Below are 15,267 nucleotides of genomic sequence, written 5' to 3'. Positions count from 1 at the left end.
TCAGAAAATGTCGCCGAGTGCTTCATCGCTGGCCGCGGAGAAGTTCTCTTCATGGAGTTGCTGGTACTCGTGCCAGGCCTGCGCATCCCAGATTTCGAGATAGTCAACCGCTCCGATCACCACGCAGTCCTTGGTGAGGCCCGCATAGCGGCGGTGGTCGGCCGACAACGTGATGCGGCCCTGGCTGTCGGGATGCTGTTCATCGGTGCCGGCGGCGAGGTTACGCAGGAAGGCTCGCGCTTCGGGGTTGCTGCGCGGCGCCTTGCTGGCCCGGCGAGCCAATTGCTCGAACTCCGACCGGGGGTAGACAGCAAGGCTGTGATCTTGGCTCTTGGTGACCATCAACCCCCCTGCCAATGCGTCGCGAAACTTGGCCGGCAGCGTTAGCCGCCCCTTGTCATCGAGTTTGGGCGTGTAGGTGCCGAGAAACACTAGGCCACCTCCAGCCAGAGTCACTCTGCTCACCCAAACACTTCAGCCACCATACCCCACAATCCCCCACTTCGCCCCATTGCCAGGGTTTCGCGCCCATGTTTTTCCACTGATCTGCCACTTCGGGATGAAGCCCTACCGCCACCACCCCCCATGTAGAGGGTCTAAGGAGTGACAAAGCCGCATTTCAGAGGCATCCAGGCCGAGAATGGGCGCCAAGTGGGGCCAAGTGGGGCATATGCGACACGCCGATCGGTCACAGATGGGGATCGGTACGGACTATCCGCCGTAATTGCCCAGTTCGTGGGTGCGCACGGGGAAAAGGGCAAACCCGCACCGGGCAGCCCAGCGCACCGCGGCACAAAAAAGGGGCGGCCGTGGGCCGCCCCGCCTTGTTCAGATATTCGCCTACTCGTCGAAACGGCGGCGGAACCGATCCTCCATACGACTGGTGAACGAGCCGCCCGACCCCTTGCCGCGGCACTGACGCGATGTGCCAGACGCCGGCCGGGAGTGATCCACCCGACCCGACAACCGCGGGCCAGAAATGGCGAACACCACGCCGCCAAACATGACGACGAAGCCGAACACACTCAAAATCGGGAAGCTTCCGATCATCGTGGCCTTGAACGCCACACCGGAGACCAGCATCGCCAGACCGATGACGAACAACGCCGCGCCCTGTAACCGCCGGCGCGCTGTCGGTGCACGGAAACCCCCGCCACGGACGCTCGAGGCGAATTTGGGGTCTTCGGCGTAGAGAGCGCTCTCGATCTGCTCGAGCATCCGCTGCTCATGATCGGAGAGTGGCATTCGTCCCTCCTTGCCGACAGCTGTCACGTAACTACCGATAGCAAATGCCCGTTGTGCGGGCAACTAACTCAGATGATACGAGCTGAATCCGTGCGGTACCACTGGTTCGCCGGCGATTCTATCCTGGCGTCATCAATGCGCACGAATGGGTGGGAGTACCGCTGCGATGCAACCCATCACAATTGCCCCGTCGACTCCGGGTCGATCACCATCCAACCGCTCGCTGAGCTACTGGCGCGTGGTCAGATACTGGTGCTGAAGCATCGCACCAAACAACCACGAGGAGGGCAGCCCGCGTTGACGATCTTCGTCATTGATCTGCCGCCGGACGAGATGGAGCGCCACCTCAGGGAGGCCTTGACGGTCTACGTCGACGCGATGCGTTACCCCAGAGGCACCGAAAACCAGCGCGCTGCCATGTGGCTGGAACACGTCCGACGCAGCGGCTGGAAGGCGGTGGCCGCGGTTGACGTACCGCAAACACAGCCATCAACGCAGCTCCCCGACATCATTGGCGCCGATCCCAACCACGAGTTGCCGGCCGCAGATCTGGCCAACGCTCCGATGGTCGGGGTGGCCTACGGCTATCCCGGAGCACCCGGTCAATGGTGGCAACAGCAGGTCGTTTTGGGCCTGCAACGCCGCGGTTTTCCGATGCACGCGATCGCTCGGGTGATGAGCAGCTACTTCGAGCTAACGGAGTTGCATATCCATCCGAACGCCCAAGGCCGGGGCATCGGAGAGGCGCTCACCCGTCGGCTTCTGGCCGGCCGCGGCGAGGAGAGCGTCTTGCTCTCCACTCCGGAAAGCAATGGCGAGGACAATCGAGCGTGGCGGCTGTATCGGCGGCTGGGATTCACCGACATCCTCCGCGGCTATTACTTCGCCGGCGATCCGCGCGCATTCGCAATCCTGGGCCGCGCGCTTCCCCTGTAGGCCCCGGCGGCACCCGAACCGGCGGACAGGTTGCCGTACCAACCCACCGGGTCTGGCACGATGACCAGGTGCGTGCCAGCTCTCCCACACTTTCAGCCCCAGCTGCCCCAGCGTTGCGCGCCCGACGACGGCGGTTGCTGGCAATCGCAATGCTATTGATGCTGGTGCCGCTTGCCACCGGGTGCCTGCGGGTCCGAGCGTCGATCACCATCTCGCCCGAGGACCTGGTGTCCGGGGAGATCATCGCGGCGGCAAAACCGAAGAACAACAAGGACACCGGGCCCCAGCTGGACAGCGACAACGTCGCGTTCAGCCAGAAGGTCGCGGTCTCCAACTACGACAGCGACGGCTACGTGGGATCGCAGGCGGTGTTCTCCGATCTCACCTTCGCCGAACTGCCTCAGCTGGCCAACATGAATCCCGACGCCGCCGGAGTGAACCTGTCGCTGCGCCGCAACGGCAACATGGTGATTCTCGAGGGCCGCGTCGATCTGACGTCGGTGACCGATGCCGATGCCGAGGTCGAGCTGACCGTTGCGTTCCCTGGCACCGTGACGTCCACCAACGGCGATCGCATCGAGCCCGAAGTGGTGCAGTGGAAACTCAAGCCGGGTGTGGTCAGCACCATGAACGCTCAGGCGCGCTACACCGATCCCAACACCCGGTCCTTCACCGCGGCAGGCATCTGGCTCGCCATCGCGTCGTTCGCCGCCGCCGGGGTGGTGGCGGCGCTGGCTTGGGTCAGCCGGGACCGCTCCCCGCGATTCACAGCCCCCGGCGATCAGCCGCCAAGCTAAGCGCGCTCGACTCGACGCCGCCGGGGCCCGGTGCCGCCGAACGGGCTAGCCGTGTGTGTCGGGCGCCCAGTAGGCGAGCATTTCCGCGAAGGTCTGGAAAGCGGCCGGAGACACCCCGTAGGTCGCCTCGAAATGGATGCTGAGCGGGAAGCCCAGACCGACGACGCCGTCCATTATCCGCTTGTACAGGTCGACCATGAGCTGGCGCTTCTGAGCAGGTTCGCTCGCGGCCAGGCGCTTGACGAACTCCTGTTCCGCGGCCACCGCAGGGTTGCCGGGATCCTGGATCAGCCAGTTGATCAGGCCGACGCGGCTTTCGACTTTCGGGATGAAGCCAAACGAGAGCAGCAGCTCGGGCCGGTGGTCGGTGCTGTCGGCAAATTCGGTGAGGAACTTGACGATGGCGTCCGAATACAGCAGCTGGGTCATGCCGTAGGTGGCGCCCTGGTTGCACTTGAAATTGAGCCGGCCCTGTTCGCCGTCTCGGGTGGGAATCACGATCACACCGCGGTTGGGCAGCAAGTCACGATAAATCGACAACGCGTCGGTGGGTGCAACCCCGGAGCCTTCCCCGTCGTTCATGGTGCGCGGCACGCCGACAAAGACCACGCCCTCCATACCGGCGTCAGACAAATCCACCAGCCGGCGACGCAGGGCCGCTTCGTCGGTAAACGCGGTTACTTGCGTACACAAGCCGTTGATCCCCGGCATTTCGGGTTTGATGATCTGCCAGAAGTCGAGCACGTCGAGCTTCTGCTGCATCGGCACCGGCCGATCGTCGTCTTCGGCGATCATCCCGGGGATCATCACGTGCCGCAGACGGCCGTCCAGCCCGAAGTCCGCCGAGTACTGCACCACTTTGCGCGCATCTTCCAATGCCCGTTCCTTGCCGCCATCGACATTGGGCGGCACCAGCTCAAGCGCGATCGTGCGTAGGGTCACACAGCTCCCCTTTGTTTTGACGATTATTCTCTGCCCGTTGCCAGGCGGCGCCACACCGCGCACAGGGGATCCGGGTCGCGCGGAGCCGCAAAACCCAGGTCACTTCCAACAGCATAGGTGTGGGTTAGTCAGTTAGGCGAAGCAACTTGTGGGGTCAACCCGCGCCGCAACCCTAAAAGACCAACACCCGCCGCCTGCGCTGTGGCCTAATACACTGTCGGGCCAGAGACAAGCCGAGCAGAAAGGGGCGCCGCGCTGAGCGTCGACGCATCGGCAACCGAAGAGCTGGCCGGCGCCATCACCGACCAACTGCGACTGTACTTGCGTGATCGTCGCAGCCAGGCGGCCTACATCGGCGACGACTACGGCGCCTTGACCGCATGGCTGGAAGAGTTCGTGCTCTCCGGGGGCAAGCGGCTAAGGCCGATTTTCGCTTATCGGGGCTGGCAGGCCGTGACAACCGAAGATCCCGACCCGGATCTACTGTTGTTGTTTTCTGCGCTGGAGCTGCTACATGCCTGGGCGTTGATACATGACGACGTCATCGACGCCTCGTCAACGCGGCGCGGCCGGCCAACGGCCCACATACACTTCGCGGCGCTACACCGGGACCGGAACTGGCTCGGCCCAGCACAGCAATTCGGGATCTCGGCAGCGATCCTGATCGGCGATGTGGCACAGGCCTGGGCCGACGACATCATTTCGCGGGTTTCCCAGTCAAGCCTGTCACCCGACGCGCAACGGCGGGTCCAGCGCGTCTGGTCGGATATCCGCACCGAGGTGCTGGGCGGGCAATACCTTGACATCGTGGCCGAAGCCAGCGCGGCCGATTCCATTACGTCGGCAATGACTGTCGCAACCTTCAAAACCGCCTGCTACACGGTCTCGAGGCCGTTGCAGCTGGGGGCGGCCGCGGCCGCCGACCGGCCCGATGTCCAGGAGGCGTTCCACCAGTTCGGAACCGATCTCGGAGTCGCGTTTCAGCTGCGCGACGACGTGCTGGGGGTGTTCGGCGACCCGGCAGTGACGGGAAAGCCATCCGGCGACGACCTGAGGTCGGGAAAGCGCACGGTGTTGATCGCCGAGGCGGCCGCGCTGGCGGACAGGTCGGACCCGAAGGCCGCCAACTTGTTGCGGTCCGCGGTCGGCAGTGAGCTCACCGACTCGCAGGTGGGCGAGCTGCGCGAGGTGATCGTGCGGGTCGGGGCCCTTGCGGCCGCCGAGAACCGGATCGCCGGGCTCACCCGGCGCGCACTTGCCACACTCGAGTCCATACCCATCAATGCCAGCGCCAAAGCCGGCTTGTCCGCGCTGGCCCGGACGGCCACGGACCGGTCGGCCTGAACCAATGACAAGTCCAACACCCACTCCGGAAGCCCTCTCTGTGACAAAAATGTCTGTTAGGCAACGCCTTTCGCGGATTCGAGAGTTTGCGTCCTCCCCCCAGGCCGGGCCTGCGCGGCTGGGGCTGCTGGGTGCGGTGCTGATCACCGTCGGCGGGCTGGGAGCGGGCAGCATCCGCCAGCACGATCCACTGCTGGAATCCATCCACATGTCCTGGCTGCGCTTCGGTCACGGGCTGGTGCTGTCATCGATCGTTTTGTGGCTGGGCGTTGGTCTCATGCTGATCGCCTGGCTGCGATTGGGGCGAGGGGTCCTCGCCGGCCAAGCCAGCGAGTTCACCATTCGGGCCACCACGGCGTTCTGGTTGGCGCCCCTGTTGCTTTCGGTGCCCATCTTCAGCCGGGACACCTACTCCTACCTCGCCCAGGGGGCACTGCTCCGCGACGGCCTGGACCCCTACGCCGTCGGCCCGGTTGCCAACGCGAATTCGCTGCTCAACGACGTGAGTCCGATCTGGACGATCACGACCGCACCGTACGGTCCGGCATTCATCCTTGTGGCAAAGGTCGTCACCATGATCGTCGGCAACAACGTTGTCGCAGGAACCATGCTGCTGCGTTTGTGCATGCTGCCCGGGTTGGCCCTACTGATCTGGGCGACCCCGCGCCTGGCTCACCATCTCGGGGCCGACAGCCCAACCGCAATGTGGATCTGTGTTCTCAACCCATTGGTCCTGATTCATCTGATGGGCGGGGTGCACAACGAGATGCTGATGGTGGGTCTGATGGCCGCCGGTATCGCATTAACCCTGCAACGCCACCATGTTGCGGGTATCGCGCTGATCACGGTCGCCGTCGCGGTCAAGGCGACGGCCGGGCTGGCACTGCCCTTCCTGTTCTGGGTATGGATGCGCCATCTACACGAGCGCCGGGGGTATCGGCCGGCTCATGCCTTCCTGGTGGCCGCCGCCGCCTCGCTACTGGTTTTTCTTGCCGTGTTCTCGGTGTTGTCCGCGGTGGCCCGGGTGGGGCTCGGGTGGCTCACTGCGCTGGCCGGTTCGGTCAAGATCATCAACTGGCTGACCCTGCCGACCGGGGCGGCCAACCTGATCCATGCCCTGGGCAGGAACTTCTTCACGCTCGACTTCTACACCTTGCTGCACGTCACCCGACTCATCGGAATCGCGATCATCGCCGTATCGCTCCCGCTGCTGTGGTGGCGGTTCCGGCGCGACGACCGGGCCGCATTGACCGGCATCGCGTGGTCGATGCTCATCGTGGTGCTGTTCGTACCAGCCGCCCTGCCTTGGTATTACTCCTGGCCACTGGCCGTCGCGGCGCCGCTGGCGCAGTCCCGGCGATCGATGGCGGCCATCGCCGGGATTTCGACCTGGATCATGGTGATCTTTAAGCCCGACGGATCACACGGGATGTACTCCTGGCTGCACTTCTGGATCGCCACAGGCTGCGCACTGGCCGCGTGGTACGCGCTCTACCGCGCGCCCGACCTGCGCACCCGGCCTGGCGAGACACCGGCCGACGAGCCCGCGGCGCCCCTCGATATGGGCACCAAGGACCCTCAGTAGGGCTCAGCGAGCCTCAGACGGCCTGGATCGAGCCTTCTTAGTAGGCCATGGCCTGCGCGCGGCGGACGACTTCACGAACCTGGTGAGCATGGAGCGCGTCGACGGGGCGCGCGTTGCTCACCGCGTCGCGTGAGCCGTCGCGTGTGACGGTCAACGACGGGTCCGGCGTAAACAACCACCGGATGATCTCGGTGTCGTGGTATCCGCCGTCATGCAGGATCGTCAACAACCCTGGCAAGCTCTTGACCACCTGACCTGAGCTGGTGAAAAAGACCTGCGGCACGACCACACCCCCCTCGCGCCGCACCGCGACAAGGTGGCCTTCGCGCAACTGCTGATGCACCTTGCTGACCGGAACGCCGAGAAGTTCGGCGACCCGAGACAGGTCATAGGTTGGTTCGTCGGGGTCCAGGACGTCGTCGCCGGCCGGAATACTGCCCACCGCGCCAGTGTAGAACCTGGCAAGCTGGCGGGTGTGCGCGTTGCGGCTACGTTGCGCCCTGCGATTCGCGGCGCAACCTAGGATGGCTCAGTGGCTCGAGCTGAATTCCCCGGCTCCTTCGCAGACCGTGTCGGCCCGCATCGGGGCCGAATTGAAGCCGGGATTGGGGACCAATTGGACGGCGCGCTGTTGGATGGCCGTTACCTGGTCGGGGCCAGGATCGCCAGCGGCGGAACCTCGACGGTCTACCGCGGCCTGGACGTTCGCCTCGATCGCCCGGTCGCACTGAAGGTGATGGACTCCCGCTATGCGGGCGATCAGCAATTCCTCACCCGCTTTCAGCTCGAGGCCCGCACGGTCGCCCGGCTGAAGAACCCCGGCTTGATCGCCGTCTACGACCAGGGCTTAGATGCGCGGCATCCATTTCTGGTGATGGAGCTCATCGAAGGCGGCACCCTGCGGGAGCTGCTGAGCGAACGTGGCCCGATGCCGCCCCATGCCGTCGCGGCGGTGCTGCGCCCGGTGCTTGGTGGACTGGCGACCGCGCACCGAGCCGGCTTGGTCCACCGCGACGTCAAGCCGGAGAACATCCTGATCTCCGATGACGGTGACGTGAAAATCGCGGACTTCGGGCTGGTCCGTGCCGTCGCAGCGGCTGGGATCACCTCCACCAGCGTCATTTTGGGCACCGCAGCCTATCTGTCCCCGGAGCAGGTCCGCGACGGCAACGCCGGCCCCCGTAGTGACGTCTACTCCGCCGGCATCCTCACCTACGAACTGCTCACCGGCGCTACGCCGTTCACCGGTGACACGGCGTTGTCCATCGCGTATCAACGACTCGATCATGACGTGCCGCCCGCCAGCGCTGTGATCACGGGCGTTCCAACACAGTTCGATGAATTTGTGGCGTGCGCTACCGCCCGTGACCCGAGTGAACGGTACGCCGACGCGATCGAGATGGCGGCCGATCTGGACGCAATCGTGGAGGAGCTGGCGCTGCCCGAATTCCGGGTGCCGGCACCGCGCAACTCGGCACAGCACCGGTCGGCGGCGCTGCAGCACAGCCGAGTCAACCAACACCGGCCCTTCGAGGCCTCCGAGCAAGTCTCGGCCTCTCCGCACGGCCGCCAGCCGACGCGCGAGCTCCCCCGAGAACCCGAGAATCACAACGAGCCCCCCGGCTCCGACTTCGATGACGAATCCGACGAGTATGAATACGAGCCGGTGTCAGGGCAGTTCGCCGGAATCTCCCTGAACGAATTTGCCTGGGCACGACAGCATGCCCGTCGCACCGTGCTGATCTGGGTAGCGGTGGTGCTGGCAATCACCGGGATGGTTGCGGCCGCGGCGTGGACGATCGGCAGCAACTTGAGCGGACTGCTGTAGTCGCGCAACACCACTGAGCGAGTTTCCTACGCCGGCGATCCGCTGACCACCCAGCACCGCCTGATCACCTATCGCGACCGATCACCAGTTGCGCCAAGCCGATCAGATCAGATCAGATCAGATCAGATCAGATCAGATCAGATCAGATCAGATCAGATCAGATCAGATCAGCCGAGCCTAGCTGGTCAGGCAACGCGGCAAGGGCGGCATCCATGAGTTCATCGGCATGCCGCCGAGCTGCCTTGCCCCCCCTGCGGCTTCGATCAGTTCACTCGCCCACGCCACATCATTGGCCGTCATCGGCTCCGTAGACCGATACAGCTCAGCCAGTTTGAGCGCCGCCGAGGAGCCGGACTCCAACGCCGCAATCACCGGCAGAGTCTTCTTGCGGCGGGCCAGATCGCTGCCGACCGGCTTGCCGGTGACAGATGGATCTCCCCAAATGCCGACGATGTCGTCGAGGATCTGAAAGGCCAGGCCCAGGTGGTAGCCTAACTACCGCATCGCCGATACCGTCAACGGATCCGCACCCGCGGTCAGCGCCCCCAGCTCACAGGCACACCCCATCAATCCCGCGGTCTTCCCGGCTGCCATCCGCAAGTACCCGTCGACCGTTACCCGCTTGGGCGTCTCGAAGTCACCATCATCGACCTGGCCGACACGCAAACCCAGAAACGACGACTCCAACGTCGCGATCGCGGTCATGGCAACCTCGGGCGCCAACATCTCGGCCAATACGCGACTACACAAGACGTGTAGCGCATCTCCGAACATGATCGCGCTGGTTTCTCCCCAGACCGTCCATACCGTCGCCCTGCCGCGGCGAGTGACATCGCGATCCATCACGTCGTCGTGAACCAGCGAGAAATTGTGCATCAACTCCACCGCCGCCGCCACCGGAGCCGCCGCACTCGCGTCACCGCAAGCGGCGGCTGCCCCGACCACCAAAGCGGCCCGCGTCGCCCGCCCTGACCAACCACCCGTCCCGGATCCGTTGACATCCCACCAGCCCAAGTGATACCCGGCCATGGTTGCCAACGGCTCAGCCAACCAGCCCACGGCTACCCGCATTACCGGATCGCACTCGCGCCGAGCCCGCGCCAGCAGTATCCGACCCGCATCCGGTGGCGCATCTGGAACATCGGCCATGCCGAGCGACATCGACCACCTCCTCACATCAGACTGCGCCGTACATCCGTTTGTGCTCGGAGATCGCTGTCAGCCGGAACGGGCGGGAGGTTTCCACCGGCAGGCTGTGGTGGTTGCCGTTGGTGGGCAGCGTGAGGTTGTGCAGTCTGCGATAGTGCTCATAGCTCAGCGGGATTCGCGTTTCCAGCGCTGCGCGGTGCTGATCGGTGCGTAGATGTTGCTGATATCCGGGAGTGACGGTTCCGGCGAATAGTTCGGCTACACAACCTGATCCGTAGCTCAGCATCGCTATCGGCTGATCTGAGAGGTCGTCCGCTTGATCCAGCAGCGCCGCGAGGGCCAGATACAACGATGCGGTGTAGCTGTTGCCGATCCGCCGGTTGTACTCGACGGTGTTGCCGACCGCCGCCTGGACCGCGGCGTCGCTGGCATCTTCACCGGCTTCTGCGGCCAGTTGTTTGTGTGCCTTGTACGCCATTTTCGTGAACGGTTGGTGGTAGCAGAAAGCCGCGAATTCGCCGAAGGGTCTACCGCCGCGTTCGGTGTAGTCTTTCCACGCGCCCGATGCCGCCTCCATATATGCGGTGACCGAGGCCTTTCCGTCGACCAACGCGGTGCTGCGATAGTTCGGTCTCCAGAAGTCCATGATGTCGGCGGTATAGATTCCGGTGGGCTCCTCCAGCCGCAGCAGCGCGGGGTCTGTCGAAACCAGCATCGCCGCGGCCGCTGCGCCCTGAGTGGGCTCGCCCGGGCTGTCGAGGTCGTAGCGGGCCACATCGGCTGCGATGACCAACACCTGCTGGGTCGGGTCGCGGTGTACGAGTGCCAGCGCGAGTTGCAGAGCACCCGTCGCCCCGTAGCAAGCTTGCTTGACTTCGAGTACGCGGGCGCTCGAGGGTAGGCCGAGCAGGGAGCTCACCCAGATTCCCGCCGATTTGGACTGATCGACGCCGGTCTCGGTACCGATGACTATTGTCCGGATCTTTTGGCTGCCATGCCGTTTGATGATCGGGTCGGCGGCCGCGGCGGCCAAAGTGACGATGTCCTCATCTGGTGCGACGATGCTCATCTGCTGTTGGCCCAGACCGATGAGGTATTTGTTCACGTCCACGCCGTGGTGTTCGGCCAGGGTTGCGTGGTCGAGTACGTAATGCGCAGTGGCTATTGATAGGTCGTGAATTCCGATCGAGACCATGATGGATGTTCCTTTCCGGTGTTGCGGTTTTGGGGTTGTCTGTTGTTAGGCCGTCGATGGTTTGCGTTCGTATGTGGTGTGCGCGCGCATGAGTTCGCCTGGGTTGGTTTGGGCGGCCATGAGTGACAGTTCGCCGCACAGCACGGTGGCCGCGCAGATTACGGCGAGCCGGCGTGCGTTGGCGCCGGGGGGCCGTTGTTCGCGGCATCCCAGCTGGGCGAGGTTGTCGGTGACGAAGTCCAGGTCTTTACCGTTGCCTACGGTGCCGGCGATCAGGTTGGGAATGGTGCAGGAGAAGTACAGATCGCCGTCGCGGTCCTCGGCGTGTGTTACACCTTGGGAGCCTGCGATGATGTTGGCGGCGTCTTGGCCGGTGGCGAGGTAGAAGGCCAGCAGCATGTTGGCGTAGTGCGCGTTGGCCGATCGGATGGTACCGGCTTGCAGGGTGCCGATGAGTTTCTTGCGGATGTTGAGCGCGGTGATCGCTGCCGCGCTGGTGTGCAGGTGCTGTTCGACGAGGTCGCGGGGAATCACGATCTCGGTGACCACGTTTTTTCCGCGGCCTAGGATGCCGTTGATCGCGGTCGGCTTTTTGTCGCAGCACAATTGCCCGAGATCGATCCGTATTCCATCTGCGGATAGCGGGTCAGGATATGTGCGATCAGGTGATCGGCCGCTAGTGTGGCCATGTTGTGGCCGCTGGCGTCGCCGGTGCGGAACTCGAATCGAATGAACAGTAGGTTCGCGGTGATCTGCGGGTGCATCCCGATCAACTCGGCGAAGCGGCTTGTTTGTCCGACAACCGCTGCTAGCTCTGCGAATTCGGTCTGCAGTTGGCGCGCGGTGTTGTTTGCGACGGCGGCATCGGGGGCGATCAGCAGGATCGACCTGGTCATCTTCTCGTCGATCAGGGTTGTGACAATGCCGTTTTCGGTCAGACGGGACAGTTTGGCCCCGCGGCCAACGGACGGCCATACCGGTGATTCATAGGTGGCCAACGGTGCATGGGCGCTGAATTGCCCTTCGCTGCCCGAGATCTTGATGGGCCCCACCCAGCGTAGGGGGACACATGCACCGAGAGCTGCTCCTGTTGTGTGGTCATTTGTGGTTACCTCTTTCGGGCTGTTAGAAGGATGTTGTTGTTGGAAGAGCAATATCGGCGGCGTTCACCGTTGGTGGGGCTACGTCGACGTCGAGGGGGCGGATGCCCGCGTGCAGCCAGCTACGGCCAAGCCCGGCCACATCGACGGAGCTTCCTGCCAATGCAATCCCGCAGTCGCCACCTCCAGCACCGGAGGGTTTAGCGGCCGCGCCGCTGGTTTCTGCTGCGGCGCACAGCGCGTTGAGCCGCTCGGTAAAGATGCCCATTGCAGTAGCGCGGTCCAACTCGCACAGCAGATTCCGGAACTGACGCACATGCTCGCCGAGTCCCGCGCCAGCGGGCGCAGACCCGCAGCAGGAGGCCGTCGCAGGTGTCAGCAGGCCAATAGCGGCGTCGACACATTCTTCGGAAGACTCGCGGAACCGGCGCACAATCTCGTCGCGGGTTCGGTCGCCGGATGCCAGCCTGCCGATCTGGGCCGTGGTGGCCGCGGGAGCGCCCGTCCACCCGACGAGCAGACGTTCAGGCGGCGGCGCGACCGCGGCGATGACGTGGCCGGGCCATTCGGCGTGAACCGCCGAATGCAGGTCCGCGGCGGCGAGTTCGACGATGGCTTGGCGATCCGGGGAGCGGTAGGACAGCCAGCCGCCGAACACCGCCGCAGCCACGTCAACACCGGAGCCAGAGGTCGTCAGGCGCGCGGTCGCGATCAACGCAAGCCGGAATAAGGTCGTCCGGTCTACCGGGGCGCCCCATGCGGCGGTAACCGCATCGACAACCGCCACGGTGACAGCCCCACTGGAACCTAGGCCCAGCTTCACGCCACGCTCATGCAGCTGCGAGGTGATCGTCAGTCCGACGCCGCGGTCCGGGCAGTCCAGCCACTGGCGCGCGATGGCCACCGCGGATGCGATATGCGGCAGCTGCCGGGCCGCGACGGACCGGTCAGAATCCAAATCCACAGTGCCAGCTATCAGCTCGCTACTGACGGCGACCCCGCCACCGATGCCCAGATCCGCGGCCTGGACAGTGACATAGCGGTCCATCGCAGCGACCAGCGCGCCACAGCCAGGCTCGACGACCGCGAACTCGCCCAAAATGACCAGTTTGCCCGGTGCTTTTCGGATGCTGTTCACCGCGTGGCCTTCTCTACAAGAGCCACCCCGGGCCCCGGATGGGCCACCACCACCGTCTGGACCTGACTCAGCTCCTTCAGTGAGGCCGCGATAAGTGCCGCATCATCGCGCGAGCAGAGCACCTTCACGTTGGGACCGGCGTCCATCGTCAGGTAGGCCGCGATGCCGTCGCCGCGCATCGCGACGACCCGGTCGATTACCTGTAGCGAGGCCGCACTGATGTATCGAACAGCGGGCCGGGCGGCCAGCATGGTGGCGTGCATGCCCATCGCGTTGGCCTCGGCGATCGCACCGGCGCCGTGCAAGTCGCCGGCGGCAAGCGCGGCCTGCATCGCGTGCAGGTCATCACCGCTGGCGTCAGCCCAGGCTCGATACAGCGGAGAAGTCTTGACGGTCTGGCTCATTGCCGCCCGGCTCGAGATCTGCTTGGCCCCGGCCTCGACCGCAACGACCACCAGCGCTAGATCAAGCGCGACATCGATTGGCTCGGCATAGGATTGGGCATCACCGTCGGCTCCAATCGCGGCACCGGCGTGCCACACCGAGAACCCGCCGAACACCGAACGACTCGCCGAGCCTGAACCACGACGCGCTAGCCGGGACAGTTCCCGGACATCGGTGTCCAACCCGTAGGCCGCACACGCAGCGGCGGCCAGCGCGGCGAAGCCACTCGCCGATGAGGCCAACCCAGCTCCGGTGGGCCCCGCATTGTGGGTATCAACGATCGCCGGGGCCCGCGACTTCACCCGCACTCGGAGCAGATCCAAGAATTCGGTAACTCGGGTCGAAAAAGCCTCCGGCGCCGGCTTCCAGGCCATCATCACGATATCCGGACCAACTCCACCGCCGGTGGGCCCGACCTCGACGGTGGTCGTAGTCGGGAAGATATCCAGGGTCATCGACAGGCTCGAGGTCATCGGAAGCATGAACTCTTCGTCGCGCTTGCCCCAGTACTTGATCAGCGCGATGTTGGGATGAGCGACCGCGGTCGCCGCTGCTGTGCTCACGGCGCAACCTCGCGACCCGATGCGCTCGCGGTGAGCCGTCCGGCGAAGGAGTCGAGCGCGACAGCCCAGGTAGCCACCGCGCCGGCCTTGAGCATTGCCTCACCGATGACTTGCGCGTGGACCCAATCGCGGGCAAGTGCGAGCGCGCATCCGCCGCGACCGCTGCCAGTGAGTTTGGCGCCCATTGCGCCACTGGTGTTGGCCGCCTCGATGAGACCCTCCAGCCGCGGCGTTGACAGGTTCAGCCCGCGGAGCAGGTCGTGGTTGCGAGCCATCGCTGCCCCGAGTGCGGTGAGATCGCCTTGCTGCATGTCGATGGCCGCGCGACCGACCAGAGCATCGAGTTGCTCGACGAGCCAGTCCCGACGAGCCAAGCCGTCTCTGTCGGCAGTCAAGATTGCCGCGACCTCAGCGACGGAGTCTTTGGTCGCGCTGATCTCGCCGCTGTCAGCCACCACAAACACCCCTACCGGCGCCGGGCTCACCGGTCGGACAGCCCCCCGGCGGAACACAATGGGCCCGTCAGCGCCGGTAGCGGCCGCATCCACCCCACTGGGTGTGCCGTGCGCGGTTCGCTCCCTGGACTGAACCAGCTCATAAACCTGCGCCGCAGACGGCTCACACTCAAACAGGTCCGCAAGCGCCAGCACCACCGCTCGCACCACCGCCGCGCTCGACCCCAACCTACGCCCGCATGGCACGACGTGCGACACCTCGACAACCACGCCCGACGCGACTGCGGCTGGCACGTCGAACCGTTCAGCGAAGTCTGAGATCAGCGACGCCATGTCCAGACCCATCGACCCCACCGTTGGCTGCCGGACCGGGGTTGGTGCCGGGCCCCGGTGTGCGGTGGCCGTCTCGACCAATATTGGGATCGGAATGGCCAGTGCGGCCGCCCCATGCACCACCAGGTGCTCGCCTAGGACGATCGCTTTCCCGGTCGCCGTTCCCACACCCGATCTCGAACGTGCCTTCATCGCGGGATGACTCACTTGTTG

The 15,267-nt window shown here is 64.7% G+C and carries 13 protein-coding genes and 2 pseudogenes; 5 read left to right on the top strand and 10 right to left on the bottom strand.

The window, feature by feature from the left end:
- Window positions 1-432 (bottom strand): division/cell wall cluster transcriptional repressor MraZ, encoded by a 432-nt coding sequence (gene mraZ / locus MMSP_RS13920; protein WP_011741272.1) that lies wholly within the window; start codon window positions 430-432, stop codon window positions 1-3.
- A 408-nt stretch (window positions 433-840) separates the two neighbouring features.
- The gene (locus MMSP_RS13915; RefSeq protein ID WP_020787131.1) at window positions 841-1,245 is read right to left on the bottom strand and encodes a DUF3040 domain-containing protein; all 405 of its coding nucleotides are present in this window, start codon (window positions 1,243-1,245) and stop codon (window positions 841-843) included.
- A 297-nt stretch (window positions 1,246-1,542) separates the two neighbouring features.
- Here MMSP_RS13915 and MMSP_RS13910 point away from each other — a divergent pair, with 297 nt between their 5' ends.
- Both MMSP_RS13910 and MMSP_RS13905 read left to right on the top strand, forming a co-directional pair.
- Entirely contained in the window at window positions 1,543-2,181 is a 639-nt protein-coding gene (locus MMSP_RS13910; RefSeq protein WP_020787130.1) for an N-acetyltransferase, read from the top strand.
- A gap of 149 nt (window positions 2,182-2,330) precedes the next feature.
- Window positions 2,331-2,978 carry a DUF3153 domain-containing protein gene (locus tag MMSP_RS13905; protein WP_015356146.1) on the top strand — a complete coding sequence of 216 codons (648 nt, stop codon included), beginning with the start codon at window positions 2,331-2,333 and terminating at the stop codon, window positions 2,976-2,978.
- Between the two features lie 45 nt (window positions 2,979-3,023).
- Here MMSP_RS13905 and MMSP_RS13900 read toward each other — a convergent pair whose 3' ends face one another.
- Window positions 3,024-3,920 (bottom strand): mycobacterial-type methylenetetrahydrofolate reductase, encoded by an 897-nt coding sequence (locus tag MMSP_RS13900; RefSeq protein WP_012394871.1) that lies wholly within the window; start codon window positions 3,918-3,920, stop codon window positions 3,024-3,026.
- Between the two features lie 285 nt (window positions 3,921-4,205).
- On the opposite strand from MMSP_RS13900, the gene idsA2 reads away from it, so the two are divergent.
- Together idsA2 and MMSP_RS13890 are read left to right on the top strand one after the other, a co-directional pair.
- A complete protein-coding gene (idsA2, locus tag MMSP_RS13895; protein WP_036426503.1) occupies window positions 4,206-5,264 on the top strand; it encodes a bifunctional (2E,6E)-farnesyl/geranyl diphosphate synthase in 1,059 nt (352 codons plus the stop codon).
- Between the two features lie 4 nt (window positions 5,265-5,268).
- Window positions 5,269-6,849, top strand: a complete 1,581-nt coding sequence (locus MMSP_RS13890; RefSeq protein ID WP_036426502.1) for an alpha-(1->6)-mannopyranosyltransferase A — start codon at window positions 5,269-5,271, stop codon at window positions 6,847-6,849.
- Between the two features lie 37 nt (window positions 6,850-6,886).
- Here the strand turns inward: MMSP_RS13890 and MMSP_RS13885 are convergent, their stop codons facing one another.
- The gene (locus MMSP_RS13885) at window positions 6,887-7,291 is read right to left on the bottom strand and encodes an Rv2175c family DNA-binding protein (RefSeq protein WP_020787128.1); all 405 of its coding nucleotides are present in this window, start codon (window positions 7,289-7,291) and stop codon (window positions 6,887-6,889) included.
- Window positions 7,292-7,441: 150 nt separating this feature from the next.
- On the opposite strand from MMSP_RS13885, the gene MMSP_RS13880 reads away from it, so the two are divergent.
- Window positions 7,442-8,677, top strand: coding sequence for a protein kinase (locus MMSP_RS13880; protein ID WP_174524096.1), 1,236 nt, complete (start codon window positions 7,442-7,444; stop codon window positions 8,675-8,677).
- 157 nt (window positions 8,678-8,834) lie between these two features.
- Here the strand turns inward: MMSP_RS13880 and idsB are convergent.
- The 6 genes and pseudogenes from idsB to mvk form a co-directional block, all read right to left on the bottom strand.
- Window positions 8,835-9,838: pseudogene (gene idsB / locus MMSP_RS13875) on the bottom strand (geranylgeranyl diphosphate synthase IdsB).
- 16 nt (window positions 9,839-9,854) lie between these two features.
- The gene (locus MMSP_RS13870) at window positions 9,855-11,021 is read right to left on the bottom strand and encodes a hydroxymethylglutaryl-CoA synthase (RefSeq protein WP_020787124.1); all 1,167 of its coding nucleotides are present in this window, start codon (window positions 11,019-11,021) and stop codon (window positions 9,855-9,857) included.
- Between the two features lie 45 nt (window positions 11,022-11,066).
- A pseudogene (locus tag MMSP_RS13865) lies at window positions 11,067-12,073 on the bottom strand (hydroxymethylglutaryl-CoA reductase).
- Between the two features lie 73 nt (window positions 12,074-12,146).
- Entirely contained in the window at window positions 12,147-13,259 is a 1,113-nt protein-coding gene (locus tag MMSP_RS13860; protein ID WP_015356152.1) for a phosphomevalonate kinase, read from the bottom strand.
- Window positions 13,256-14,266 (bottom strand): diphosphomevalonate decarboxylase, encoded by a 1,011-nt coding sequence (mvaD, locus tag MMSP_RS13855; protein ID WP_020787121.1) that lies wholly within the window; start codon window positions 14,264-14,266, stop codon window positions 13,256-13,258. Before mvaD ends, MMSP_RS13860 begins: the two co-directional genes overlap by 4 nt.
- On the bottom strand, window positions 14,263-15,246 hold the full coding sequence (gene mvk / locus MMSP_RS13850) for a mevalonate kinase (protein WP_235065747.1): 984 nt from the start codon (window positions 15,244-15,246) through the stop codon (window positions 14,263-14,265). Before mvk ends, mvaD begins: the two co-directional genes overlap by 4 nt.
- Between the last annotated feature and the right edge of the window lie 21 nt (window positions 15,247-15,267).

Origin of the sequence: Mycobacterium sp. 012931 (genome assembly GCF_000419295.1) — a bacterium.
GTDB lineage: Bacteria > Actinomycetota > Actinomycetes > Mycobacteriales > Mycobacteriaceae > Mycobacterium > Mycobacterium marinum.
This window is presented reverse-complemented; position numbering and strand designations above follow the sequence as displayed.